Consider the following 23,359-nt stretch of genomic DNA (forward strand, 5'->3'; position numbering starts at 1 on the left):
AAAAGCGACGTCTCCCGTCGCGGCGCGTAAATTAACAGATCCTTCACAGCCCTGGCTATGGGGGATTTCCCGACGTGACGCAGTGTCCTGCCAGCCTCAGCCCGCACTCAGCCATCGCGCCGATGTGCCCTGTTAGACTTTGCGCACCGGTTCGCCGGTACTCACGAACGTCTTCAGGGCGGGGTGCGATTCCCCACCGGCGGTAGGCATGCGCAAGCGTGCGAGCCCGCGAGCGCTTGCGCATCAGGGTCGAGCGGAATCACGCGAAACTCTGAAGTGCAAGGTCAGCAGATCCGGTGCGATGCCGGGGCCGACGGTATAGTCCGGATGAAAGAAGACGGCCAACGCGCAGCCTTGCGGTTGTGCGTGCGCCTGTTTGCCTTGTGGCGTTTTTCGCTCAACTCCTGCGAGAAACGACTATGTCCATGCGTCATCCGTCGCGCTGCGTCGCGATCTTCCACCGCACCCGGTCTGCTCCGTTGTCGTCAAAGATGGGGGCGTGCTGATGTTTACCGGAATCATCGAAGGCGTCGGCCATCTGGCGGCGCGCCAGCCGCAAGGCGGCGATGTGCGTTTCACCTTCGCCACCGGCAGCCTGCCGTTCGAAGCGGTGCAACTGGGCGAGAGCATCGCGGTCAACGGCGTGTGCCTGACCGTGATCGCCTTCGATGCCGGCAGCTTCCAGGCCGATGCCTCGACCGAAACCTTGTCGCTGACCACACTGGGCGCCTTGCCGGAAGGCGCGCTGCTGAATCTGGAGCGTGCGATGCGCCCGACCGACCGGCTCGGCGGGCATCTGGTCAGCGGACATGTCGATGGCCTGGGCCAGGTGCAGTCGGTGCATGGCGATGCGCGTGCGCAGCGCTGGCGGTTCGCCGCCCCGCCGGCGGTGTTGCGCTATGTCGCCAAGAAGGGCTCGATCTGCGTGGACGGGGTCAGCCTCACCGTCAACGACGTGGACGAGGACGGCTTCGAAGTCGCATTGATTCCGCACACGGTGGCCAATACCGCGTTTGCGCAGACGGCGGTCGGTGCGGCGGTGAATCTGGAAATCGATCTGGTGGCACGTTATGTCGAACGCCTGCTCGGCACGCGGGGTGCAGCATGAATTTCGCACCTGTTCCGGAATTGATCGAGGAACTGCGCGCCGGCCGCATGGTGGTGATCGTCGATGACGAAGACCGCGAGAACGAAGGCGACCTGATCATGGCCGCCGAGCTGGTCAAGCCGTCGGACATCAATTTCATGGTGACCCACGCGCGCGGGCTGGTGTGTCTGTCGCTGACCCGCGAGCGCTGCGCGCAGCTGGGCCTGGCGCCGATGGTGCGCAACAACACCGCGCAGTTCCAGACCAACTTCACCGTCAGCATCGAGGCGGCCGAAGGCGTGACCACCGGCATCTCCGCCTACGACCGTGCGCACACGGTACGCACCGCGGTGCGGCCGGATGCCAAGCCGCAGGATCTGAGCCAGCCGGGGCATATCTTCCCGTTGATCTCGCAGCCCGGCGGCGTGCTCACCCGCGCCGGTCATACCGAGGCGGCCAGCGACCTGCCGATGCTGGCCGGGCTGGAACCGGCCGGCGTGCTGGTGGAGGTACTCAACCCGGATGGCAGCATGGCGCGGCGCCCGCAGCTGGAAGTGTTCGCGCGCGAGCACGGGCTGAAGATGGGCTCGATCGCCGATCTGATCGCCTATCGCCTGGCCAACGAGCACACCGTCGAACGTGTGGACGAGCGCGAGATCAGCACCGAGTTCGGCCCGTTCATGCTGGTGACCTATCGCGACCGCATCGCGCACGACCTGCACTTTGCGCTGGTGCGCGGCAGCGCCGATCCGGCCACGCCGACGCTGGTGCGCGTGCAGGTGGAAAACCCGCTGGCCGATCTGCTGCACTGGCAGCGCGATGACTTCGGCGTGGCCGCCACCGATGCCTTGCGTGCGATCGCCGCCGAAGGGCAGGGCGTGATGGTGGTGCTGTCGGCACCGCGCGACAGCGAATCCTTGCTGGCGCGGCTGCGCCAGCAACCGGAAGCGGCCACCAACGCCAAGGACGTCAGCCAGTGGCGGCGCAATGGCGCCGGCGCGCAGATCCTGGCCGAGCTGGGCCTGGGCAAGCTGCGCGTGCTGGGCACGCCGCGGCGTCAGGTGGGCCTGGCCGGATTCGGGCTGGAGGTGGTGGAATATCTGGAATGCCACGCCGGCGAAGGCATGCGCTCGGTGCCGGCTACCGCGCTGCCCTGACGGCATGGCGTCGCCGCTGTCCGGTGGTTGAGGGTGCCCTGCAGGAACCGCGTGGGCCGAGCGGTTCCTGCTGTTGTTGCGCATCGACCACGCCAGTCGCCCGCTGCGCCAGCCTGTGCTGCGTGCTCCCAAATCGTTTCCTACCTACATGGCCGGGTCTGCTTTGGCGCCCCCCGGCCGGCACGCATCGGCCGGGCCAGGCCCCGTCAGCTGTTAAACTTGCCGCCCCCTCGAGTTGCCGACCCGCATGACCCACTACGAAGGCGATCTCCGCCCCACCAACGCGCGCTTTGCGATCATCGCCAGCCGCTGGAATGCCCGCATCACCGACGCACTGGTCACCGGTGCGCGTCAGAGCCTGGCCGGCAACGGCATCGGTGAGGACGCCATCGACGTGGTCCGCGTGCCGGGCGCCTGGGAAATTCCGATCGCCGCCAACCGTCTGGGTCAATCCGGACAGCATGCGGCGATCATCGCGCTGGGTTGCGTGATCCGCGGCGATACCCGCCACTACGAACACGTCGCCGACCTGTGTGCCGAAGGCCTGATGAGCGTGCAGTTGCAGACCGGCGTGCCGGTCCTCAACGGCGTGCTGGCGGTCGAGCGCGTGGAAGATGCCGAGGCGCGTGCCGGTGGCAGCCATGGCAACAAGGGCGAAGAATGTGCGCTTGCGGCGCTGGAACTGGTCAATTTGATGGAGTTGTTGCCATGAGCAAGTCCGGTGGACATGCCCGCCACGTCCGTCGCGACGGCATCGACCCGGTGCTGCGTTCGCGCGCGCGTCGGCGTGCCCTGCAGGCGGTGTATGCCTGGCAGATTTCCGGCGGGTTCGCCAAGCAGGTGATCTCCCAGTTTGCGCACGAGCAGGCGCACGAAGTGGCCGATCTGGCCTATTTCGAAAATCTGGTCGAAGGCGTGCTGACCAACCGCGCCGAGCTCGACACCGCGCTGACCCCGTATCTGGATCGTGGCGTGGAAGAGGTCGACGCGATCGAACGCGCGGTGCTGCGCCTGGCTGCCTATGAACTGCTGTATCGCCAGGACGTGCCGTACCGCGTGGTGATCAACGAAGCGATCGAAACCGTCAAACGGTTCGGCTCCGAACACGGCCACACCTACATCAACGGCGTGCTGGATCGCGCCTCGGTGGAGTGGCGCAAGGTGGAGTCGGGCGCCAGCGGCGCCAGCGGCGCCTGAGGCGCCGCGGGATTGGGGAGTCGGGAATGGGGAATCGTAAGAGCACCATCTCCGATATCTCCTGACGCGCTTTTGCGATTCCCGATTCCCTTCTCCCGATTCCCGCCCACATGCCCGAATTCGATCTAATTGCCCGTTTGCGCGCGCGCATCGCGGCGCGTGCGGATGTGCCGTTGGGGATTGGCGACGATGCGGCATTGCTGCAGCCGCCGCCGGGCGAGCAGCTGGCGATCACCGCCGATACGCTCAATGCGGGCGTGCATTTTCCGCATGAGACGCGCGCCGAGGATCTGGGCTGGAAGACGCTGGCGGTCAATCTGTCGGATCTGGCTGCGATGGGCGCGCAACCGCGCTGGTGCACCTTGTCGCTGTCGTTGCCGCACGACGATGTCGACTGGGTCGACGCGTTCGCCGATGGCTTCTTTGCACTGGCCGATGCGCATGACATTGCACTGGTCGGTGGCGACACCACGCGCGGGCCGTTGTCGTGTGCGGTGACGGCGATCGGCAGCCTGCCGCCGGGTGCGGCGCTGCGTCGCGATGGCGCGCGTGTGGGCGACGACGTCTGGGTGACCGGCGCGCCGGGCGAGGCGGCCGCGGCGTTGTCGCTATGGCAAGCCGGCCGTCTGGACGTGACCTGCGCGGCGGCCGATCCGTTGCACGAACAGTGGCGCGGCCGCCTGCTGCGCCCGCAGCCACGCGTGCAGGCCGGGCTGCGCTTGCGTGGGCTTGCGCATGCCTGTGTGGACATCTCCGACGGCCTGCTGGCCGATCTGGGGCATCTGTGCGAACGCAGCGGCGTGGGCGCGCAGCTTGCGCTTGCGGCACTGCCGGCGATGCCACGCAGCACCGGGATCAGCGCGCTGCAATGCATCGGCTGGCAACTCGGTGGCGGCGACGACTACGAGCTGTGCTTCACCGCCGCCGTGCCACACCGCGACGCGGTGGTGCAGGCGATGGACTTCGCCGGCGTCGCGGTGACGCGCATCGGGCAGATCGTCGCCACGCCGGGGGTGGCGGTCCACGACGCCCACGGCAACCCGTGGCAGCCGCCGCAACGCGGATATCAGCACTTCGTGGGCTGAGCTGAGCGCGCGGGAGGTGTTGCGCGGGCGTGCTGCGTTGCAGCCAACGTCTGCGGGTCGGGATCGGCCATGTGGTGGCGCCGGCCGGATGCACTCCAGGACGGGCCCGCGATTGCGGCGCGCACGCACCACGAGTAGGGGAGGCGGCACAACAATCACGCAGCGATGCCGACACTGCTTCTCGTCCAATTTTTCGCCGCCGCCGCCGCCTGCCGACCCCCGACCCCCGACCCCCGACCCCCGACCCCCGAATCCCGAATCCCGAATCCCGAATCCCGAATCCCGATTCCCGATTCCCGATTCCCGATTCCCGATTCCCGGCCCTTGAGCCATACCGTACCGTCTGGTACGTTCGCGACGGTCTCCCCCGAACCACGGATGCATGGCAGTTGCCGCTGGGCCATCCCGGCCCGGCCTTGCGTGGGAGAGATCCGGATGAACAAGCGTTGGCTCGGAGGCATCGCCGCACTGGCGTTGCTGGTGGCATCGGCGTCGGCGGTGGCGGGCGCTTTCAGCAAGACCTACGAACGGATTCCCGGCTGGGATGGTGCGCCGATGGGCGCGCTGGTCGTGGTGCCGCAGGGGCAGGGCAGCGGGCCGTTTCCGCTGATCGTGATGCCGGCCAGCTGGTCGCTGCCGAATCTGGAATACCTCGGCCGCGCGACCCAACTGGCCAGCGATGGCTACGTGGTCGTCAGCTACACCTCGCGTGGGTTCTGGGATTCGGCCGGGCAGATCGACATCGCCGGCGCCGACACGGTGGAAGACGTCAGCGCGGTGATCGATTGGGCGCTGGCGCATACGCCGGCCAACCCGGATGCGGTCGGTGCATCGGGCATCTCCTACGGGGCGGGCATCAGCCTGTTGGCGGCAGCGCGCGATCCGCGCATCAAGGCCGTGGCTGCGCTCAGCGGCTGGGCGGATCTGGAAGCGTCGCTGTATTCCAATCGCACCGTCAGCCAGCAAGGGGTTGGGCTACTGGTCGGTGCCGGTGCGTTGACCGGACGTCCCGGCCCGGATCTGGCGCAGATCAGCGCAAAGGTTGCCGTTGGCGATTACGACGGCGCAGTGCAGGGCTTCCTGCCGCAGGCCGCGTCGCGCAGCCCGGCAAGCGATGTGGCCGCGCTCAATGCGCGTGGCACAGCAGTCCTACTGGGCAATGCCTTCAACGACGGCCTGTTTCCGCCGAACCAGACCATCGCGTTCTTCAACCAGCTGCGCGGACCCAAGCAGTTGCTGCTCAGCCAGGGCGATCACGCCACGGCAGAACTGCCGGGCGCGCTAGGCCTGCCCAACGAGGTCTACACGGCGACCACGCGCTGGTTCGATCGTCATCTCAAGCAAGTGCGTAACGGCGTGGACAGCGAAGCGCCGGTGCGGTTGTCGCCCCGCGCGGGGCAATGGCTGGAATACACGGACTGGGCGTCGGTGCAGCAGGGCAGTACGCGCCTGGGGCTATCCGCACCGGCGGGGTTGCTCAGCCCCACCGGCGGCTTGATCGGCGGCACCGCCAGCGGATGGCAATCGCGCATCGCCACCGATGTGCCGACGTTGGCCGACTCGGGCGTGTTACTGGTCAGTGGTGTGTTGCAAGGCATCGGTGTGCCGGTCACCACGTCGATTCCGTTGGTCAATCGCATCGGCGCGGCAGTGTGGGTGGGTGCGCCGTCGGGCACGGTACGGCGGCTGGCCGGCAGTCCATCGCTACGCGTGACCGTGGTGCCCAGTCAACCGAAAGTGAGCCTGTTCGCGTATCTGTATCGCATGGACGCATTGGGCGTGGCACAGTTGATCACGCATGCGCCGTATTCGCTGCGCGGGGCCACGCCGGGCCGCGCAGTAACGCTGGATTGGCCGCTGCAAGCGGCCGCTGCGGAGATTCCGGCAGGGCAGCGCCTGGTGCTGGTGATCGACACGCAAGATGTGCGCTACACCGATGCCGGCGATGGCGGCGGCACAGTGACCTTTACGTCGCCGGTCGCAACGCCATCGGTATTGAACGTGCCGCTGCGGTAACGCTGCGCTGGTCTAACTCGGACAGCGCAGCGTTCGGTCATCTTCCCAATGCAAGACGAGCAACGCGCAAGCTTTGGAAAGGATCGATTAACTCTCTGGTGCGGTGTCCTCGCCGGTTGCGGGACCCTTGGCGGCATGGATGCCACCGAGGAGCCTCCAGGGACGGATTCGCGGCGTGTCACGCAAGTGGTGAGGGCACCGCGCGAGGGCGGCGCCGATCCGGCCCACGCTGCGATCGCCCTTGCTGCGTGCACGCGCACGCAGGTCGTAGAGACCGCGCGGAATCATGTAGCCGTAGGGGTGTTCGGCCAGTTGTTCGAGCCGGCTGCGGATCGCCGCCACGCCCTGACCCTGCGCGCGCAGGCGTAGCGCTTTCACTGCAATGATGCCCTGGCCGGCGAACCGGTTGAGTGTATCGATCACGCGCAGCGCGACCGGCGAGAGGAGTGGCCGGCGGCTTGCCGGATCGGTTTGTAATCGTTGAGGATCGCGCACTGACCTGCATCGCGTCGTCGAAGATCTGGCTGCGCAGCTTGGAGATGGTCAGACAGAACACATGGTCGTGGTCGATGAGCAGCCGTTGCAGGAAAGGATCGCGGATCTGATTGACCGACAACGGCGTGCTCTCCGCTTCGTGTCCGCGCTCGGCCACATGCGCCTGCAGAAAGCTCAGCGTCGCTTCCTCATTGCGGTGATCTGCCAGCACCGCTTCGCCGATGCGCAGGCTGATCGGCAATACGATGACGTTGTTGCGTTGTGGGTACCCATACGCAAAGGCCGCGCGATGAGCGCCTGGCGCCCGGCGATCAGGCAAGCTCGACACGTGCGAATGCGCCTGGAACAAGCAGCCGCAGGCGCGGCCGAAACGCACACCACACCGATGTGGCTCTGCACCATTCGTGTGCACCGCGCCTTCATGCAGATGACCGATACATCCTGTCACGCCGCGATTTGCGTGACGAACTGAGGATCGGCGCACGCTTCGGCTGCCGGGTAGCGCCCGCTATCGCAGATGACGGGCGAGGCCTGCTGCAATTGCTATAGCTCCCGGAACAAAGCCGCTGCTAGGGTCCGACGCGACCGCTGCAAGGCGGCTCTCGACGCTGCCGCACCGGCATCGCCGCGCTGAACCCACACGGAGAGTCAACATGCAAAACAGCCAATCCAGCATCCCCACTCAGACCGGCGCACAGGCGCCGACCACACGGCGACGCGCATCTCACTGGTGGAAGGCTGCACTGGCCGTGGGTCTGGTGGCCCTGGCGCCGGCAGCGCTGGCCGGTCCCTACAAGATCTTCGGCAACCACTATGCGTGGGTCAATAATTTCAACGACCCCAACAACGTCATCCAGGGCACGTTCGGCACCGGCAGCACGCCCGAACTGACCGTCACCTTCAACTTCGCCGACTACAACCTCTATGGCTACCCGGCGATCGTGCGCGGCTGGCATTACGACTGGAATCCGACCAGCGACACGCTGTTTCCGCGGCAGATTTCTTCGTTGAGCAAGATCCCGCTCAAGTTCACCTACAGCGCGGGCGGCAGCAATCTTGCGGGCGACTTTGCCTACGACATCTTCTTCCGTTGGGATACCGCCAAGGGCAACCCGCAGCTGGAAGTGATGATCTGGGGCGACCACAACTCCTGGCCGATCGGCACACTGACTGCCAGCAATGTGATCACCGCAGGCGGGCGTACCTTCGACCTGTGGGAGGGCTTCAACTCCGGTGCCGGCTATTACGTCTACACCTTCATCCCGACCGGCACCGCCGGGCAGGCCACGCTCAAGACCAGCGGCAGCCTCAACGTGGACGCCAAGCCCTTCCTCAACTGGCTGCAGACCAACCGGTCCAAGGATGGGCGCTACAACAACAGCATGTATCTGCACGCCGCCGAAGCCGGTTTCGAAGTGGTCCGCGGCAATGGCTGGGCCAAGGTGAGCGCGACGATGGATGCGCAGTAGGCACTGCGCCAATCCGTGGCATGGCGAAGGTCGCACAGTGAGCGTTGGAGACCGGCGTGCAGCACAACGCACACGCCGGTTCCCGCATCGCTTGCGACGGTCCGCAACTTTCGAAGGTTGCCGACCGCTTGAGAGTCAATGAGGTGGCGTGTGGGCGGCGTCACGCCCTGTGGGAAGGCAACAATGATGCCGCCGGCTATTACGTCTGCACCTTCATTCCACATGGCACGGCCGGCAACAGCAATGCCTTGCCGGACAAAGGCGATGTCAATGTCGACGTCAAGGCATTCCTGACCAGGTTGCAGGATTTGCGTGCCGGCGATGGCCGCTACAGCAATGCGCTGTATCTGCAGGTGGTGGAGGGCGGCTTCGATGTCACCGGCCACCCGGTCACCGGATTCGCAGGGCTGCTTACAGCGCCACCAGCTGAAGACTATCGAACACCACGGCCGGGCTGAGAAAGCCGTTGTCCGGCGATCCCGAGGCGATGCCGATTTCGATCCGGTTGCTGCCGGATTGCAGCGCGGATGCCGGGATATCCACCTCGTACAGCGTATTGTTGCCGCGCCATGTGCCGCGGGTGATGCCGCGGGTCTTGGGTTGCGTGGGCGCGGCGGGTACCGGGCCATTCCAACGCGCATTGACGCTGATCTGCGGACGCGCGCTGACCTGGGTCAGCGGCACGAAGATGCGCAGACGGTAGCCGCGCACTTCGCTGGAGCCCAGGGTGAAGTCGATGCGGGTCGGGGTGTTGATGCCGCGCCATTGCACCGCCGGAAAGCTGCCCGCACTACTCGATCCAACCGTGTAGGTCACCGGTGTCCAGCGCATGCGCGTGTCGGACGGATGCGCGCGTGGCAGTAACTCCGCATGGCGGAAACCGGCCGGTGTGCCATCGGCCGTGCCGATCTGCCACTTGACCGTTCCCGGCAGGACAGTGGCTTGCAGTGCCGCCTGCGCGGTCGCGTTGGCGTGGATTTCCACATCGCGTTGCGCGACCTCCAGTTCGTTCTGGTAGAGCGTCATGCGGTAGCGTCCCGGGCGCACGCCGGCCATCTGGTAATCGCCGCTGCCATTGGCAGTGGCCCAGTATTCGGCCTGGTCGTTGCGCAGGCCGATCACCGCAGGCTGGCCGGACAGCACGCCACTCACCCGGCCGGCCAGCGCGCCGCGCCCGTCGCTGGCGAGATAACCACTCAAGCCCAGCGTTGTATCGACGAAAGCGGTGTCGAGCTGTGCGCTGGAGGGCGTTGCTCCATCGGTGAACAGCAGCCCGTAAACCCCATGCAGGCCACTGCGGAATGCTTCGGTCTGGGTATGATCGGAATACATGTAGTTGTAGAGCTCATGCGTCACACGGGTTTTCTGTGTGGCGATGTCCTTGAAGAACGGCCCGCCGGAACTGCGCTCGCGGTTGCCCATCAGCATGAACACCGCCATGCCCGAGCCGCTGACGCCATGCACCTGATCGTCCATCATGCGGCGCGCCGAATAGAACTTGGAGCTGGTGCGTCCGTCCGGCAGCAGGAACACGTCCTCGCCTTCCACCGGGCTGCCGACATTGGAATCGGGTTCCTGCTGCGCATTGGGCAGCTTGGCAACGTTCAAGCGGGTGACAAAGCGCAGCTCGCCGATCGGCAGCAACGTCGGTGCATAGGTGGCCATGTAGATCGCGTTGCGGCCCTTGCGCGCGATGTAGTACTGGGTCAGGTCGCCGGCCTTGGCCGAAACCACGATCGCCCCGCCCACCACGCGCGCCTCCACGCTGGCGCTGCCCAGGCCGGAGGCGATATGCGAGCCCTTCGACTCGGTGGTCTGCAGCTCGTTGTCGCGGTAGCGCATCGACACGATGTCGCCGTTGTTGACGTTGACCGAAAACACCAGCTCGGCGCCGGTATCGACTACGACGCTGTCGCCGCTGCGGGTGACGCCAAATGCGGCGATGGCCGGCGCGCTGACGCCGCCGTACAGGAACAATGCGCACGCCAGGATGCGCAGTACATTGCGGGTCATATCGATCTCCATGCCGAGCTAGGGGCGTCGCTACGGTGCCGACGCGCGATGCTAGGCGGGCTGAGCGACGGCGGTGATGGTCGGACCTGCAGAGCGTGCGCCGCGTACAGGATTCAGTGCTGAAACGCAGCGCAGGTCACGCTCCGTCTGCGATACGGATGCATGCGGGAAGATGCCAGGGCATTGCGATGCGCCAGTCGGGCACTGCGCTCTTGTGGATCAGCGCGACGCGATTGTCGGAGCAGCGTCAGCGCAGGGCATCGCGCGCCGAGGCGATGGCGGCCATCCACTGGTCGCGTTTGCCGATCACGAAACGGTGCTCGCCGCCCTGATGCAGCTGCACCGCCAGCGATGTCGGCGCCACCGGCAGCAGGCCGAACAAGCGCGTCCAGCGGAGTTGCATTGTTGCGATCTGGGTCAGGTGCACGCTCAGCGACCGGGTCTGTATGTTGTAGGGATGCGGCTGGAAGTGCAGTGCATCGGCGGTCAGGATCAGCTGCCCGCCGACCGCTTCCAGGCCGCGTTGCAGATTGGCCGGCGCCTGGCGCAACACGACGCGATCGATCGGGCGCAGGTCGCTTCCTTGAAACAGCGGGGTCACTGGAACGCGGCGGCGGCGCAGGCATGCCGTTGCCGCCGCTGCCGAGACAGGACGCCAACGCTGTCGATCAGTGCCGGTGATGAGATGGAAAACATGCGGTAGGTCCGAAGAAGTGCATCAATGCGGTGGTTGCCGCCGGGAAAACGCAGCGACGCGGCACCATGCCACATCGCCGATGTACGCCATGCCGCCGCCGACCAGATACATCAGCAGATCGTGCAGGCTGGCGGTATTGCCGAGCGCGATGTAGCCCGCGCTGCCTGGGCGCAGCCCGAGCCGGTCGGCCAGATGCATCGCCTGCAGACCTTCGATCAGGCATCCGATCGCGACCGCCAGCACGCACGCCCAGCGTGGCGATGACGCAAACGCACCGCGCACCCCGCAATACACCAGGATCACCGCCAGCACATCGCCCAGGCTGCCGCGCACCCAGGACCCGCCAAGTGTGCCGGCGCCGATCGCCACTTCGATGACAAACACGGCCAGCGCGATCAGCAGGTAGACGCAGCGCACGCCCAACGCCATGCGTGTCATTGCGCTGGCACACGTGCGCTCGCCGCTCCCGATCACTTCAGATAGGCGCGCGGCAACGCGCCGGCCGGTTGCATGTAACGCTCGCGCAGCTCGGTCTGGCGCGAGCGCATCGGCATGTCGCGACCGCCCAGCCACACCTGCTCGGCGTAGTGGGCGACATCCAGCGGGTCGCCTTCCCACAGCACCAGGTCGGCCTGCTTGCCGACCGCGATGCTGCCGATGCGATCTGCCACGCCGAAGATCTCTGCCGGCACCCGGGTCAGGCCGGCCAGGCCGGCTTCCCACGGCAAGCCGTTGGCCACCGCATTGCCGGCCAGCTGGCGCTGTTTGCGCGCGTTGTGCGAGGCATCGCCGCTCTGGGCAAAGCTGACCTCCACGCCGGCCGCGCGCAGGCGTGCGGCGTTTTCCAGCGTCGCACCGATCTGGTCGAAGGTGGACGGCAGGTCCGCCAGCGCGTCCACCAGCACCGGCACCCTGGCCTGCGCCAGTTGCGGCGCGAGCTTCCAGGCCTCGGTGCCGCCGGCAATGGCGATGCGTACCTTTTCGCGCTGTGCCCAACGCAGCAGCTGGCGGATGTCTGCGGCGCGCTCCACCTGCACCACGATGCGGCCTTGCCCGGCCAGGTATTTGGCCAGCACGCTGCGGCCGACCGGGGTCAGCAGCGCGTGCGGCGAGTCGGCCGGCACGCGTCCGCGCGCCTCGGCCACCAGTTGGTCGAGCAGCATCCATTGCGCGGCACGCGAGCTGCCGGTGAGGTCGGACGCCGCCGCACCGATGCGGATGAACAAGGCCTGCGGGCCGAGCGGGTCCGGGCTGCCGTCCAGCCGCACCACGCCGCCTTGCCCGGCGATGAAGGCACCGCTGGTGGTCGCGCCCAACGCGGTGAAGCCGATGCCTTCCACGCGCGCCACCGGCACCAGTACCGACTCGGGGTTGTAGGCCAGGGTGACGTCGAATTCCGGGCGCATCGGCTGGTCGCTGAGTTTGACGCCGCTGTCCACGGTGCTGTCTTCGCCGGAGACTTCTTCGATGCCGATCTCGGTGATGCCGCCGAACAAGGCCGGCGTCAGCGGGCGGCCCTTGGCCTCGACCACGCGGCCATCGGTGGGCACGGCCAGATTGCTGCCGATCGCGCGGATCACGCCGCCCTGCACCAGCACATCGGTATTGCGCAGCGTGCCTTGCGCGGTGGCGGTATGCACGGTCGCGCCACGGATCAGCACCTGCTGGCCGAATGCGGGCAATGCGAGCAGCGCCATGATCACTGCAGAGATCGCGCGTAGACGCGGGCGAACGAAGGTTGCGCGGCTCATCGCGCCACCTCCTGGCCGAGCATGAAGTCCGACACCGGCTGCAAGCGGCGATCGTGGCGGTCGTAAACCTGTGCGCCGTCGATGTAGACCTGCTCGGCCAGCGCGTAGGAGCTGAAGGGATTGCCGTTCCACACCACCATATCGCCCATCTTGCCCGGCTCCAGTGCGCCGGTCTGCTGCTCGATGCCGAGCGCCTTGGCTGCATTGCTGGTGAGCCAGCGGATCGCGCGCTCGGGCGGAATCTCCATCCCGCTGCGGCGCGCGTTGGCGAGCACCTTGGCCGCTTCCTGATTCAGGCGCTGGATGCCTTCTTCCGAATCCGAATGCACGATGGCGCAGCTGTTGGCCGGGCGATCGACCAGCGCGATGTTTTCCTGGATGCCATCGAAGGCTTCCATCTTGAAGCCCCACCAGTCCGCCCACAGCGCGCCGCAGACGTTGTCCTGCGCCAGCCGGTCGGCCAGCTTGTAGGCTTCCACGCCGTGGTGGAAGGCGGCGATGTGGAAGCCGAATTCCTTAGACAGGTCCAGCATGGTCGCCATCTCGTCGGCGCGGTAGCAGTGGATATGCACGCGGATGTCGCCGTTGATCGCGCCGGCCAGCGTATCGAGCTTGAGATCGCGCTTGCCGCCGGCATCGCCGCTGCTGTCGTTGTCGCCGCCGCGGCTCCACCAATGGCGCTTCTTTTCGGCCTTCTTCTTCTTCGGTGCGTTCTTCTGCAGATACTCGGCCGCATCGATGAAGGCGGCGCGGTAGCCGGCCACGTTGCCCATGCGGGTGGCGGGGCCACCTTTTTCGCCGTACACGCGCTTGGGGTTCTCGCCGCAGGCCATTTTCAGGCCCCAGGGCGCCCCGGGGAATTTCATGCCCTGGTAGGTCGTGGAGGCCACGTTCTTGAGGGTGACGCCGCGCCCGCCGATCAGATTGGCCGAGCCCGGCAGGATCTGCAGCGAGGTGACGCCGCCGGCCAGGGCGGTGCCGAAGCCGGGATCCTGCGGCCAGATCGAATGCTCGGCCCACACGTTCGGCGTTACCGGGGCGGTCATCTCGTTGCCATCGCTATGGGCGCTGACGCCGGGGCTGGGATACACGCCCAGATGCGAGTGCACGTCGATGATGCCGGGGGTGACCCACTTGCCGGTGCCGTCGATGCGGCGCACATCGGCCGGCGCCTCCAGCCCGCGCCCGACCGCAGCCACCTTGCCGTCGCGCAGCAGTACGTCGGCGTCGTCCAGCCGCTGGCCGGTGCCGGTGAGCACGGTGGCGTGCTGGATCAGCACCGGACCGGACGCAAGCGCGTGGTAGGTGCTGGGATAGGGGTCTTGCACAAAACGCGATGCCGCAGACGCAGGCCCGCACAGCAGCGCCGCGCCAAGGGCGGCGAACAGGATGGAACGCATGGATTTCCCCGGTGCAACGAAAACGTCAGCCGCAAACCTAACGGGCGGCGGCATGCTTGCCAAGTGCTGCACCGCCGGCGGCGGCGGGCTCATCACATGCGCCCGTGCATGCTGTGCGGTATTCGTCAGGGAAATACGTCGATGATCGTCAAATCAGAACGCAACAAACAGGCCGATGTGGTGCTGGCTTTCTGGGAGCTGGCCGGCTCGGCACGCTGGTTCACCCACAACGATGCGTTCGATGCCAACTTCCGCCAGCATTTCAGCGAGCAGCACTTTGCAGCGGCGCGTGGCGAGTATGCGCACTGGATGGAACGTGCCGAAGATGCCCTGGCCTTGCTGATCCTGCTCGACCAGTTTCCGCGCAACGCGTTCCGCGGCAGCGCGCATGCCTATGCCACCGACGGCCTGGCGCTGTCGAGCGCCAGGCAGGCGCTCGCAAGCGGTTTCGATCAACAGGTGTCCGCGCAGTTGCGGCTGTTTTTTTATCTGCCGTTCGAGCATGCCGAAGATCTGCAGGAGCAGGCGCGTTCGGTGCAGCTGATCGCCGCATTGGACGATGCAGAAACCACGCGTTGGGCAGTGGAGCATCAGCAGATCATCCAGCGCTTCGGTCGCTTCCCGCATCGCAATGCGGTGCTGGGGCGTGAAACCACCGCCGAAGAGCAGCAGTTTCTCGATGACGGCGGATTTGCCGGCTGAGGGATGGCGGCGGTTGTGGCCCGTCGCGATTGCACGCCGCTACGGCTTTTCCGCACTGCGCACTTGCGTCCGGGCACGCGGAGCGGGTGGGCAATCGATGCGATCGGTTGATGGCGCACATACGCGCGATGTCGAGCGTTGATCGACATAGTGCAGGTGTGCAACTACATCAATGGCTTCGCACCGACGATGTGCAACTGACTTGCGCGGCGACGAGCCGCGCTCATCTGGGTCCAGCGGGTCATGCAACGCGGGCGCCGATACCGATGCGGGCATCGGCCATCGCGCTGCGATCGATCAACAGCCGCCCATCAAGCCTTCCGAACGCCAGTGCGCGCCTTCGCCGAGCAGCAGATAGAAGCCGTAGCTCGCGTAGCCGCTTTCCGACAGACGTCCCGGGAGCGTCCGTTTCGGGTGTGCACCGTAGCAAACGCGGCTTAAGAACCTGGCGGGCGATTTCGGCGGGCCACCATCGGGTGTGGATGGCGCGCTGGAACTGCGGTGTCTGCGCGCTGCATGCAGATGACGGACACCGGTTGCACCCTCCTGGCGGTCACGCCGTCTGTCCTGCTCAGTACTTGGCCACGCCGTTGTCCACTTCGTCCGACCAGGCGTCGATGCCGCCGGTGACGTTGTAGACGTTGCTGAAACCCAGGCCGCGGAAGTGCTCTGCCGCCTGCAGGCTGCGCCCGCCGCGGTGGCACAGGAACGCCAGCGGGGTGTCCTTGGGCAACTGCTCGATGGCGGCGCGCTCGTGCGCGTCCAGCGTGCGGAACGGCGCGGCAACGCTGGCCAGGGCACGCTCGTCGGCCGGGCGCACGTCCACCAGGGTCAACGTACCGGCCTTGAGGCGGTCGTCGGCATCGCGCACCGACAGCTCCTGCACCGGCTTGGGCGCATTGGGGTTGTCGATGGCCAGGCCGCGGCCGCGGATGTCGTCCACCCAGTCGATGGTGATGCCGTCGGCGCGGCGGGCGCTGGCCAGGTCGAACTGCACGCGCAGGCCGTTGGAGTCGGCGGCGATGGCGTTCGGGTTGGTCGGCGCCAGCTGGAAGTTGGGCTGGAAGTTGGCATCGATGGCCAGCGTCAGCGAGGCATCCGGCGCATCGGCCAGCGCGCCCTTGAGCATCTCGACCGCGGCCGGGGTGATGGTGATCCTGGGCGGAGTCCGGTCTGGCGCCTGCAAGCCGAGCATGCTGCTCAACTCGCCGCTGTCGGCCATCTGCAGAATGATGTCGCTGCCGCCGATCAACTCGCCGTCCACATACAGCTGCGGAATGGTCGGCCAGTCGCCGTAGGCCTTGATGCCTTCGCGGATCTCCTGGTCGGCCAGCACGTTGACATGGGCATAGTCGATGCCCAGACCGTCCAGCACGCCGACCGCCTTGGCCGAAAAACCGCACTGCGGCATGCCGGGCTGGCCTTTCATGAAGAGCACCACGCGGCTGGATTGCAGCAGCGTATCGATGCGGGAACGCAGGGCGGGATCGAGGGACATGGCAGCACTTCGGTCAGATCGTGGAGTCCGGGCATTCTACGCCGCATGGCATCATGCGGCATGACCACGCTTCAAACGCTGTATCGCATCCCTTCGCACCCGTACCGCTGGGTGGGCCTGCTGGTTCTGTCGCAGGCAGCGGTGGCGCTGCTGTGGTGGCATCTGGGCTGGGCCTGGGGCGTGCCGGCGCTGCTGGTGTCGCACGCCTTGTTCGTGGTGCCGGTGTTCCTGCCGCGCGCGCGCCTGTACGCGCCGGTGCTGGCGCGCCTGCCGGGCTGCGCTCCGCAGGTGTGGCTGACCATCGACGATGGCCCCTCCGACGACACCCCGGCGATGCTGGAACTGCTGGACGCCTTCGATGCCAAGGCCACGTTCTTCGTGGTCGGCGCACGCGCCGAGCAGCGGCCTGAACTGGTGCGCGAGATCGTGCGCCGCGGGCATGGCATCGGCAATCACAGCCATACCCATCCGCAGGCCTGGTTCTGGGCGCTGGGCCCGCACCGCATGGCGCAGGAAATCGGCCAGGCACAGCGCGTGCTGGCCGCCATCACTGGGCAGGCGCCGCGGCTGTACCGCTCGGTGGTAGGCATGACCAATCCCTTCGTCGCCTCGCCGCTGCGTGCGCACGGGCTGACCCGCGTGGCCTGGAGCGCGCGCGGTTTCGACGGGGTGCGTTGCGAGCCGGAGGCCACCGTGGCCCGCATCGTGCGCGACCTGCGCCCCGGCGCCATCGTGCTGCTGCACGAAGGCGCCGCGCACGGCCACAACCTCACCATCCTGCGCGGCGTGCTGGAGGCGATGCGCGCGCGCGGCCTGGCGGGCCGGCGTCCGCTCTGAGGTCCTGCGCACAGCGTGGTCGATGGCGCGGAACCAGATCGTGCGTTGCTGGATCCATCGTCCTTGTCGGCAGGCATGCTGCGGTGCGACGCATCTTTTTTGTTCGCCGGACTGCCCGGAGCTAGCGGCCCTGAGCCGCAGCATCGATCCGCACCTGTATTGACAGCGATTTAACGCGGATCGAACCTGCGCCCCCAGCCAGCAAACGGTGCGCGCTTTCCGATGGCGTTGCCGACGCCAGCCTCAATAGCCGTCATCGACGGCCATACGCGCTCTTGAGGCTGACCCCATGTCCCATCGCATCGTCACTGCGCGCGTGCCCATGCGTGCGGATCTCCATTCGCCGCAGCTACCGCTGGCGTACTCCCTGCAGGCGCTGGCCTGTGCATGGCCATTGGCGGCTGCGGCGCAATCGAGCACGCGCGATCCGGTCGATCTGGACCGCCTGCAGATCGAGGCACACCGCGGCGCCGCGACAGAAGACACCGACTCCTACACCGCCGATGTCGCGCGCAGTTCGACCAAGCCGGAGCTGTCGCTGCGCGAGACGCCGCAGTCGGTGGTGGTGGTGACCCGCCAGCAGATCGTCGACCGCAATCGCTGCAGGACGTCACAGATACCGTGGCCGGCTTCAACTCGCCGACCTGGGACACCGAGCGCACCTACATCAATACGCGCGGCTTCGAAGTGGACTACTACCGTATCGACGGCATCCCCATCGACTACAGCGGCGATGTGCAGCAGAACATGGCGATCTACGACCGGGTGGAAATCATCTGCGGCGCCAACGGCCTGACCACCGGCGCGGGCAGCCCGGCGGCGTCGATCGATCTGGTGCGCAAGCATGCCGACAGCGATGTGGCTACCGGTCGTATCGATCTGTCGGCAGGGCGTTGGGATCGCTATCGCGGCACCGCCGACCTGCAATCGCCCTTGAACGCCGCCGGCAACGTGCGCGGACGGGTGGTTGCCAGCTATGAAAACAAGCAGTCGTTCCGCGATTACTACAGCAAGCAATCGTCGCTGTTCTACGGCATCGTCGATGCCGATTTCAGCGATGCCACCCGCGGCTACATCGGCGTCAACAAGCAGCGCGACGACGGCCGCGGCACCACCTGGGGCGGGGTGCCGGCGTACTTCAGCGACGGCAGCCGCACCGATTTTGCACGCTCGGATTCGTTCACGCCGCGCTGGGCGCGCGGCGCGGCCGACACCACCAATGCGTTTGCCGGCCTGACCCATCGTTTCGACAACGGTGCGCAGCTGCACGTGGAATACTCGCATCAGCGTTTCGAAACCGATCGGAAGTCGGTGCTGCTCGGCTACTTCGATTACCCGGACCGCGAGAGCGGCCTGGGCCTTGCCGGCAATTTCGGTGGGCGCTATCCCGCACTCACTGCGCAAAACAGCCTGGATGCCTACCTCAGCGTGCCGTTGACCTGGTGGGGCCGCAACCACGAGCTGGTCGCCGGCGCCACCTGGATGAACCGCAACATGCGCAGCTGGTCCAACGGGCTGCAGCCGCTGCAGCTGCTGACGGCCGAAAGCGCCTATGCCTGGACCGGCACCATGGCGCAGCCGCAATGGACGCCGCTGGTGAAGGGCGCCGACCATGACGTGCGCCAGGTGGCCGCCTACGCTGCCGGCCGTTTCAGCCTGACCGACGCGCTCACGGCCATCGTCGGTGCACGCGTCACCGACTGGAAGAACACCGATCAGCTGGTCCCGGACAATACCTACGAGCGCCGTGGCCGCACCATGCCGTACGCCGGCCTGATCCTGGACGTGGACGACCACCATTCGCTCTACGCCAGCTACACCGGCATCTTCAAACCGCAAAACAACCGCGATCGCGGCGGGCGCTATCTCGCCCCGCTGGAAGGCAACAGCTACGAGGTCGGTGCCAAGGGCGAATACCTCGGCGGCCAGCTCAATGCGGCGCTGGCGTTGTTCCGGATCGAGCAGGACAACCTGGCGGTGAACGATCCCGGGCAACTGGTGCCGGGCACCACCACTCAGGCCTTCCTCGCGGCGAAGGGCACGGTCAGCCAGGGCGTGGAGTTCCAGCTCGATGGTCAGCTGTCCGAGCAATGGCGGATCGCGTTCGGCTTTGCCCAGTTCGATGCCAACGATGCCAGCGGTGTCGACGTCAACCCGACCAGCCCGCGTCGCGAGGCCACCCTGTTCACCAGCTGGCAGACCGGCCCGTGGCGCGTGGGCGGTGGCCTGAGCTGGCAGTCGGCCATCCACGACTTGATGTCCGGGCCACAGGGCAGCACGCAGCGGCTGACCTAGGGCAGCGTGGTGCTGGCCAACGCAATGGCGCGCTACGACATCAACCAGGCATGGTCGGCGCAGCTCAACGTGCGCAATCTGTTCGACCGCACGTACTACGCCAACATCGTCTACCAGAGCCAGTTGATCTACGGCGACCCGCGCGATGTGGAGCTGACGCTGTCCTGGAAGTTCTGACTTTGCTCAAGACGACAAGCTTTGGCGGCATCCATGCCGCCAAAGGCCCCGCGACGGTGGGCGGGCAGAGGGTCGAGATGGTCGTTGGGTGCATGGCCTTCAACAAAGCGACCTACAAATTCTCTGGCGCGGTGCCCTTACCGCTTGCGGGACCGTGTGGTGGCAAGGATGCCGCCACCGACGGATGTACGGTATGCCACGCGAGCGGTGAGGGCGCCGCGCACTCGGCGAACCAAGCCTTTGCCTGCGTCTAAACTGCGCGGCGACTCAATGACTTGGTTGTCCCGAAGTGACTGGTCGGCGCGGATAGATCAGGTGTAGAGCGGCTGCTCTGCGACTTCGCTGCAGGGCCCTTGCCCGCCCACCATCACGGGACACGCCGTACATCCGTCCATGGAGGCTCTTACGCGGCATCCATGCCGCGTAAGGTCCCGTGACGGTGGGCGGGCAAGGACCTGTCGGGATGGTCGGTGTGCATGGTTTTTCAACAAGGCAACCAGCGGATTCTCTGGTGCGGTGAGGATACTGCCCTGGGACAACGTGGCCTGGGATCATCCGCATGACGTCAACAGCGGCTGTCAAAACGACTGCGCGGCCGGTGCTCGGTGCGGCATGTGCTACGCGTCCAACACGGTCTCTGCGTGCTGTCCACATCCGTCCGGCGGACCGCGCGCTACGTTTTGTCAGCCGTTTTAAAGCGAGCCAGGCACGTTGTGCACGGCCTCAGCGCGGCTCGGCCACGATCAACCAGTTGTTGAATGGCGTGTTGCCGTACAACGGCGCAAACGTCGCACGCAGACCGGCGGCATCCAGCTGCACCTGCAGGCTGCCGCGGGTGGGATAGCTGCGCGGCATGCGCTGCATCCAGCCGCTCAGATGCGCCAGCACGTCGGTCACGCGGCTGGTGCGGCCACGGCTGCTGGCATCGCCCAACGCGCTGCGGATCACCAGCTTCGCACCGGGTGTGAGCATCTGCGCCACGCTGCGCAGCAGGCTGGCCTGCATGTCGGCCTGCAGATACTGCAGCACATCCAGAATGGTCACGCTGCCGCGGTGTTGCGGCCAGGCCACGCTCAGATCGACCACCGCGAACTGCGTATTGCCCAATGCCGAGCGCTGCGCGATGTGTTGCGCGCGGCGGATCTTGGACGCATCCACATCCACCCCGTGATAGACCAGTGTTTGGCCATCGGCGCGCAATGCGTGCGCGAGCAGCCCCAGCCCGCAGCCCAGATCCAGCACAGGCGCGGTGGTGCTGCGCAGTTCGGCCAGCACGCCCGGATACAGCGGGTCGGTGCGCAGCTTGGTCTGGGTGTAGTAATAGTCGTAGCGATTGCCCAGCGGATGCGGCGGCAAAAACGCGCGCGCGATCGCCAGCGCCTGCGCGCGGCTCATGGGTTGGGGGGCGGTGCTGTGCAATGTCGTTCCTTGGCAATGAGGCTTGGTGCGCGGCTAGCTTAGGGCCTGCTAGCGCGATTGGGGTGCCCACGCGTGGCGTGGTCCATCCCGATCGCATTGGCAGCCGCTATCGCATCGCGCGCCGCTGGCAGTGCCAATGCGGTCCAGCGCGCATACATGGCGCCGGAGGGATGCAGGCCATCGTCGACCAGCATGTCGGCAGCGTCGCCGCCATCGCGGCTGGTGGCGGTGATGTCGACAAAGCGCACCGCGCGTGCGGCGCAGCGTTCGGCGGCCACGCTGTTGAAGGCGTCGATCTGTGCGCCGATCAGCGCCGCATCGCCGCCTTGCGCATGCGCAAACGCGGTCAACCCCCAATCGGGAATCGACAGCACGACCACGCGTGCCGCAAGGCCACCGGCGAACCCGATTGCACGCTGCAACAACGCATCGAACTGGCTGCGGTACTCGTCCAGCGGGCGCCCGCGGTATTGATTGTTGACACCGATCAGCAGGCTCACCAGCCCGAACGGCCCCTGCGGCGCAGCGGCATCGAGACCGGCCTGCAGCTCGTCGGTGGTCCAGCCGGTGGTGGCGATGATCTGCGGCGGCGCGACGTTCCAGCCGTAGGCACGTAAACCGTCGACCAGTTGCACCGGCCAGCGCTGCGCAACCGCAACGCCTTCGCCGATGGTGTAGGAATCGCCGAGCGCCAGATAGCGCAGCGGCGTGCCGGCCGCCGCCATCACGCCACGCTGCGCGACTTGAGCGGCACGACCTTGGTCAGCGCCTCGGCGCGGCGTGCCAGGGCACGGTCGATGCGTGCGAACACATCGCGCATCACCGCCGCTTCCGGCAGCAAGGTCACGCGGAAGTGGTGGCGGTACGGCACGTTGAAACTGGAACCCGGCACCACCAGCACGCCTTCCTCGTTCATCAGGTCGAGCGCGAAGTCGTGATCGTCGAAGTTGCGCGCGGCCGGGCCGACCACCGCCGGGAAGGCGTACAGCGCACCGGCCGGCGCCACCAGCGACAGGTGCTCGCTGGCCGCACAGGCCTCGATCACCGCGCGGCGGGTTTCGTACAGGCGGCCGCCCGGCGCGCACAGCGCCGAGATGGTGTCCGGCCCGTTGACTGCCGCATCGATGGCGTACTGGCCCGGCACGTTGGCACACAGGCGCAAGGCGCCGAGCAGGTCCATTGCATTGCGCAGGTCGTTGATGCGCGACTGCTCGCCCGACAGCAACGCCCAGCCCACGCGCCAGCCGCAGGCGCGGTGCACCTTGCTCAGCCCGCCGAAGGTGATGCACGGATGCGCACCGGCCAGCGGCGCCACCGGCACGAAGGCGGCGTCGTCGTAAAGCACCTGGTCGTAGATCTCATCGACCATCAGCAGCAGATTGTGCTTGCTGGCGATGGCCACGATGCGCTCCAGCAACTCGCGCGAATAACTGGCGCCGCTGGGATTGTTCGGATTGATCAGCACGATGGCGCGGGTACGCGAGGACACCAGCGTCTCGATCTCCACCGGGTCCGGCTGGAAGCCGTTTTCCGGCGCGCAGCGGTAGTACACCGGCCGGCCGTCGTTGAGGATGGTGGCCGCCGACCACAGCGGATAGTCGGGCGAGGGCACCAGTACTTCGTCGCCGGGATTGAGCAGCGCACGCAGCGACAGGTCGATCAGCTCGCTTACGCCGTTGCCGACGAAGATGCGGTCCGGATGCGCATCCGGATGCTGGCGCCGCGCATACGCGGTGGCGATTGCCTCGCGCGCCTCCGGCAGGCCTTGCTGATGGGTGTACGGATCGGTGCGGCCCATGTCGTCGGCGATCGCGCGCTGCAGATGCTCCGGCGCACGGAACCCGAACGCCCCCGGGTTACCGATATTGAGCTTGATCAGCTTGCGGCCCTGCGCCTCCAGCTCCCGCGCTCGTCGCGCCAGCTCGCCCCGGATTTCGTAGCGGACTTCGGACAGACGCTCGCGGATGGCGAGCGGCTTTTGCGGGGCAGTGGACATGCGACGGGCCGGTTGTAGGCGTGAGGCTTGGCATGGTAGCGGAAATAAGACAGGTGGACATGCTTGCA

Annotated in this window: 20 protein-coding genes, 1 other RNA gene, 2 pseudogenes and 1 riboswitch; of the genes and pseudogenes, 13 read left to right on the top strand and 10 right to left on the bottom strand. The window is 66.7% G+C overall.

Translation table 11 applies throughout. From position 1 onward, the window contains the following. Positions 1–165 precede the first annotated feature (165 nt). Positions 166–343: riboswitch (FMN riboswitch) on the top strand. Between the two features lie 162 nt (positions 344–505). The 6 genes from XaplCFBP3123_RS14090 to XaplCFBP3123_RS14120 all read left to right on the top strand — a co-directional run bounded on the left by XaplCFBP3123_RS14090 (position 506) and on the right by XaplCFBP3123_RS14120 (position 6,542). Further along, on the top strand, positions 506–1,108 hold the full coding sequence (locus XaplCFBP3123_RS14090; protein ID WP_104534805.1) for a riboflavin synthase: 603 nt from the start codon (positions 506–508) through the stop codon (positions 1,106–1,108). Beyond that, the gene (ribB, locus tag XaplCFBP3123_RS14095) at positions 1,105–2,244 is read left to right on the top strand and encodes a 3,4-dihydroxy-2-butanone-4-phosphate synthase (protein WP_104534622.1); all 1,140 of its coding nucleotides are present in this window, start codon (positions 1,105–1,107) and stop codon (positions 2,242–2,244) included. The genes XaplCFBP3123_RS14090 and ribB overlap by 4 nt, the downstream gene beginning before the upstream one ends. A gap of 247 nt (positions 2,245–2,491) precedes the next feature. Next, on the top strand, positions 2,492–2,956 hold the full coding sequence (ribH, locus tag XaplCFBP3123_RS14100; RefSeq protein ID WP_104534623.1) for a 6,7-dimethyl-8-ribityllumazine synthase: 465 nt from the start codon (positions 2,492–2,494) through the stop codon (positions 2,954–2,956). Then, on the top strand, positions 2,953–3,441 hold the full coding sequence (gene nusB / locus XaplCFBP3123_RS14105) for a transcription antitermination factor NusB (RefSeq protein WP_104534624.1): 489 nt from the start codon (positions 2,953–2,955) through the stop codon (positions 3,439–3,441). The genes ribH and nusB overlap by 4 nt, the downstream gene beginning before the upstream one ends. Positions 3,442–3,551: 110 nt before the next feature. Beyond that, complete coding sequence (thiL, locus tag XaplCFBP3123_RS14110) at positions 3,552–4,526, top strand: thiamine-phosphate kinase (protein ID WP_104534625.1); 975 nt, start codon at positions 3,552–3,554, stop codon at positions 4,524–4,526. A gap of 435 nt (positions 4,527–4,961) precedes the next feature. Then, positions 4,962–6,542, top strand: a complete 1,581-nt coding sequence (locus tag XaplCFBP3123_RS14120; RefSeq protein WP_104534626.1) for a CocE/NonD family hydrolase — start codon at positions 4,962–4,964, stop codon at positions 6,540–6,542. 204 nt (positions 6,543–6,746) lie between these two features. Here the strand turns inward: XaplCFBP3123_RS14120 and XaplCFBP3123_RS14125 are convergent. Next, positions 6,747–7,356: pseudogene (locus XaplCFBP3123_RS14125) on the bottom strand (DegV family protein); the annotation flags it as partial. A gap of 334 nt (positions 7,357–7,690) precedes the next feature. Between XaplCFBP3123_RS14125 and XaplCFBP3123_RS14130 the strand changes: the two are divergent. Together XaplCFBP3123_RS14130 and XaplCFBP3123_RS14135 are read left to right on the top strand one after the other, a co-directional pair. Beyond that, positions 7,691–8,506, top strand: coding sequence for a GH12 family glycosyl hydrolase domain-containing protein (locus tag XaplCFBP3123_RS14130; RefSeq protein ID WP_104534627.1), 816 nt, complete (start codon positions 7,691–7,693; stop codon positions 8,504–8,506). A gap of 161 nt (positions 8,507–8,667) precedes the next feature. After that, positions 8,668–8,964 (top strand): annotated as a pseudogene (locus XaplCFBP3123_RS14135) (hypothetical protein); the annotation flags it as partial. Here the strand turns inward: XaplCFBP3123_RS14135 and XaplCFBP3123_RS14140 are convergent. The 5 genes from XaplCFBP3123_RS14140 to XaplCFBP3123_RS14160 form a co-directional block, all read right to left on the bottom strand. Further along, positions 8,918–10,519, bottom strand: coding sequence for a rhamnogalacturonan lyase B N-terminal domain-containing protein (locus XaplCFBP3123_RS14140; RefSeq protein ID WP_104534806.1), 1,602 nt, complete (start codon positions 10,517–10,519; stop codon positions 8,918–8,920). The pseudogene XaplCFBP3123_RS14135 and the gene XaplCFBP3123_RS14140 overlap by 47 nt on opposite strands. Before the next feature lie 247 nt (positions 10,520–10,766). Continuing rightward, positions 10,767–11,093 (bottom strand): hypothetical protein, encoded by a 327-nt coding sequence (locus XaplCFBP3123_RS14145; protein ID WP_172453291.1) that lies wholly within the window; start codon positions 11,091–11,093, stop codon positions 10,767–10,769. Positions 11,094–11,237: 144 nt separating this feature from the next. Then, entirely contained in the window at positions 11,238–11,654 is a 417-nt protein-coding gene (locus XaplCFBP3123_RS14150) for a DUF2809 domain-containing protein (protein WP_104534629.1), read from the bottom strand. 32 nt (positions 11,655–11,686) lie between these two features. Continuing rightward, positions 11,687–12,967, bottom strand: a complete 1,281-nt coding sequence (locus tag XaplCFBP3123_RS14155; protein WP_104534630.1) for an amidohydrolase family protein — start codon at positions 12,965–12,967, stop codon at positions 11,687–11,689. Beyond that, positions 12,964–14,367, bottom strand: coding sequence for an amidohydrolase (locus XaplCFBP3123_RS14160; protein ID WP_104534631.1), 1,404 nt, complete (start codon positions 14,365–14,367; stop codon positions 12,964–12,966). The genes XaplCFBP3123_RS14155 and XaplCFBP3123_RS14160 overlap by 4 nt, the downstream gene beginning before the upstream one ends. 141 nt (positions 14,368–14,508) lie before the next feature. Between XaplCFBP3123_RS14160 and XaplCFBP3123_RS14165 the strand changes: the two genes are divergently transcribed. Further along, a complete protein-coding gene (locus tag XaplCFBP3123_RS14165) occupies positions 14,509–15,069 on the top strand; it encodes a DUF924 family protein (protein ID WP_104534632.1) in 561 nt (186 codons plus the stop codon). Positions 15,070–15,640: 571 nt separating this feature from the next. On the opposite strand, the gene grxD is transcribed toward XaplCFBP3123_RS14165, so the two are convergent. Further along, positions 15,641–16,567 carry a Grx4 family monothiol glutaredoxin gene (gene grxD / locus XaplCFBP3123_RS14170; protein WP_104534633.1) on the bottom strand — a complete coding sequence of 309 codons (927 nt, stop codon included), beginning with the start codon at positions 16,565–16,567 and terminating at the stop codon, positions 15,641–15,643. A 45-nt stretch (positions 16,568–16,612) separates the two neighbouring features. Here grxD and XaplCFBP3123_RS14175 point away from each other — a divergent pair, with 45 nt between their 5' ends. The 4 genes from XaplCFBP3123_RS14175 to XaplCFBP3123_RS14190 all read left to right on the top strand — a co-directional run bounded on the left by XaplCFBP3123_RS14175 (position 16,613) and on the right by XaplCFBP3123_RS14190 (position 20,565). Further along, positions 16,613–17,404 carry a polysaccharide deacetylase family protein gene (locus tag XaplCFBP3123_RS14175; RefSeq protein WP_172453275.1) on the top strand — a complete coding sequence of 264 codons (792 nt, stop codon included), beginning with the start codon at positions 16,613–16,615 and terminating at the stop codon, positions 17,402–17,404. 621 nt (positions 17,405–18,025) lie between these two features. After that, positions 18,026–19,699 carry a TonB-dependent receptor domain-containing protein gene (locus XaplCFBP3123_RS14180; protein ID WP_343125491.1) on the top strand — a complete coding sequence of 558 codons (1,674 nt, stop codon included), beginning with the start codon at positions 18,026–18,028 and terminating at the stop codon, positions 19,697–19,699. 9 nt (positions 19,700–19,708) lie between these two features. Then, on the top strand, positions 19,709–19,876 hold the full coding sequence (locus tag XaplCFBP3123_RS21850) for a hypothetical protein (RefSeq protein WP_343125492.1): 168 nt from the start codon (positions 19,709–19,711) through the stop codon (positions 19,874–19,876). A gap of 612 nt (positions 19,877–20,488) precedes the next feature. Then, positions 20,489–20,565: non-coding RNA, sX9 sRNA (locus XaplCFBP3123_RS14190), on the top strand. Between the two features lie 34 nt (positions 20,566–20,599). On the opposite strand, the gene XaplCFBP3123_RS14195 is transcribed toward XaplCFBP3123_RS14190, so the two are convergent. From XaplCFBP3123_RS14195 to XaplCFBP3123_RS14205, 3 genes are all read right to left on the bottom strand, one after another. Further along, positions 20,600–21,271 (bottom strand): methyltransferase, encoded by a 672-nt coding sequence (locus XaplCFBP3123_RS14195; RefSeq protein WP_104534635.1) that lies wholly within the window; start codon positions 21,269–21,271, stop codon positions 20,600–20,602. 62 nt (positions 21,272–21,333) lie between these two features. Further along, positions 21,334–22,020 carry an SGNH/GDSL hydrolase family protein gene (locus tag XaplCFBP3123_RS14200; RefSeq protein ID WP_104534636.1) on the bottom strand — a complete coding sequence of 229 codons (687 nt, stop codon included), beginning with the start codon at positions 22,018–22,020 and terminating at the stop codon, positions 21,334–21,336. Next, positions 22,020–23,291, bottom strand: coding sequence for a pyridoxal phosphate-dependent aminotransferase (locus XaplCFBP3123_RS14205; RefSeq protein ID WP_104534637.1), 1,272 nt, complete (start codon positions 23,289–23,291; stop codon positions 22,020–22,022). Before XaplCFBP3123_RS14205 ends, XaplCFBP3123_RS14200 begins: the two co-directional genes overlap by 1 nt. Between the last annotated feature and the right edge of the window lie 68 nt (positions 23,292–23,359).

This window comes from Xanthomonas arboricola pv. populi (assembly GCF_002939945.1).
Taxonomy (GTDB): domain Bacteria; phylum Pseudomonadota; class Gammaproteobacteria; order Xanthomonadales; family Xanthomonadaceae; genus Xanthomonas; species Xanthomonas arboricola_A.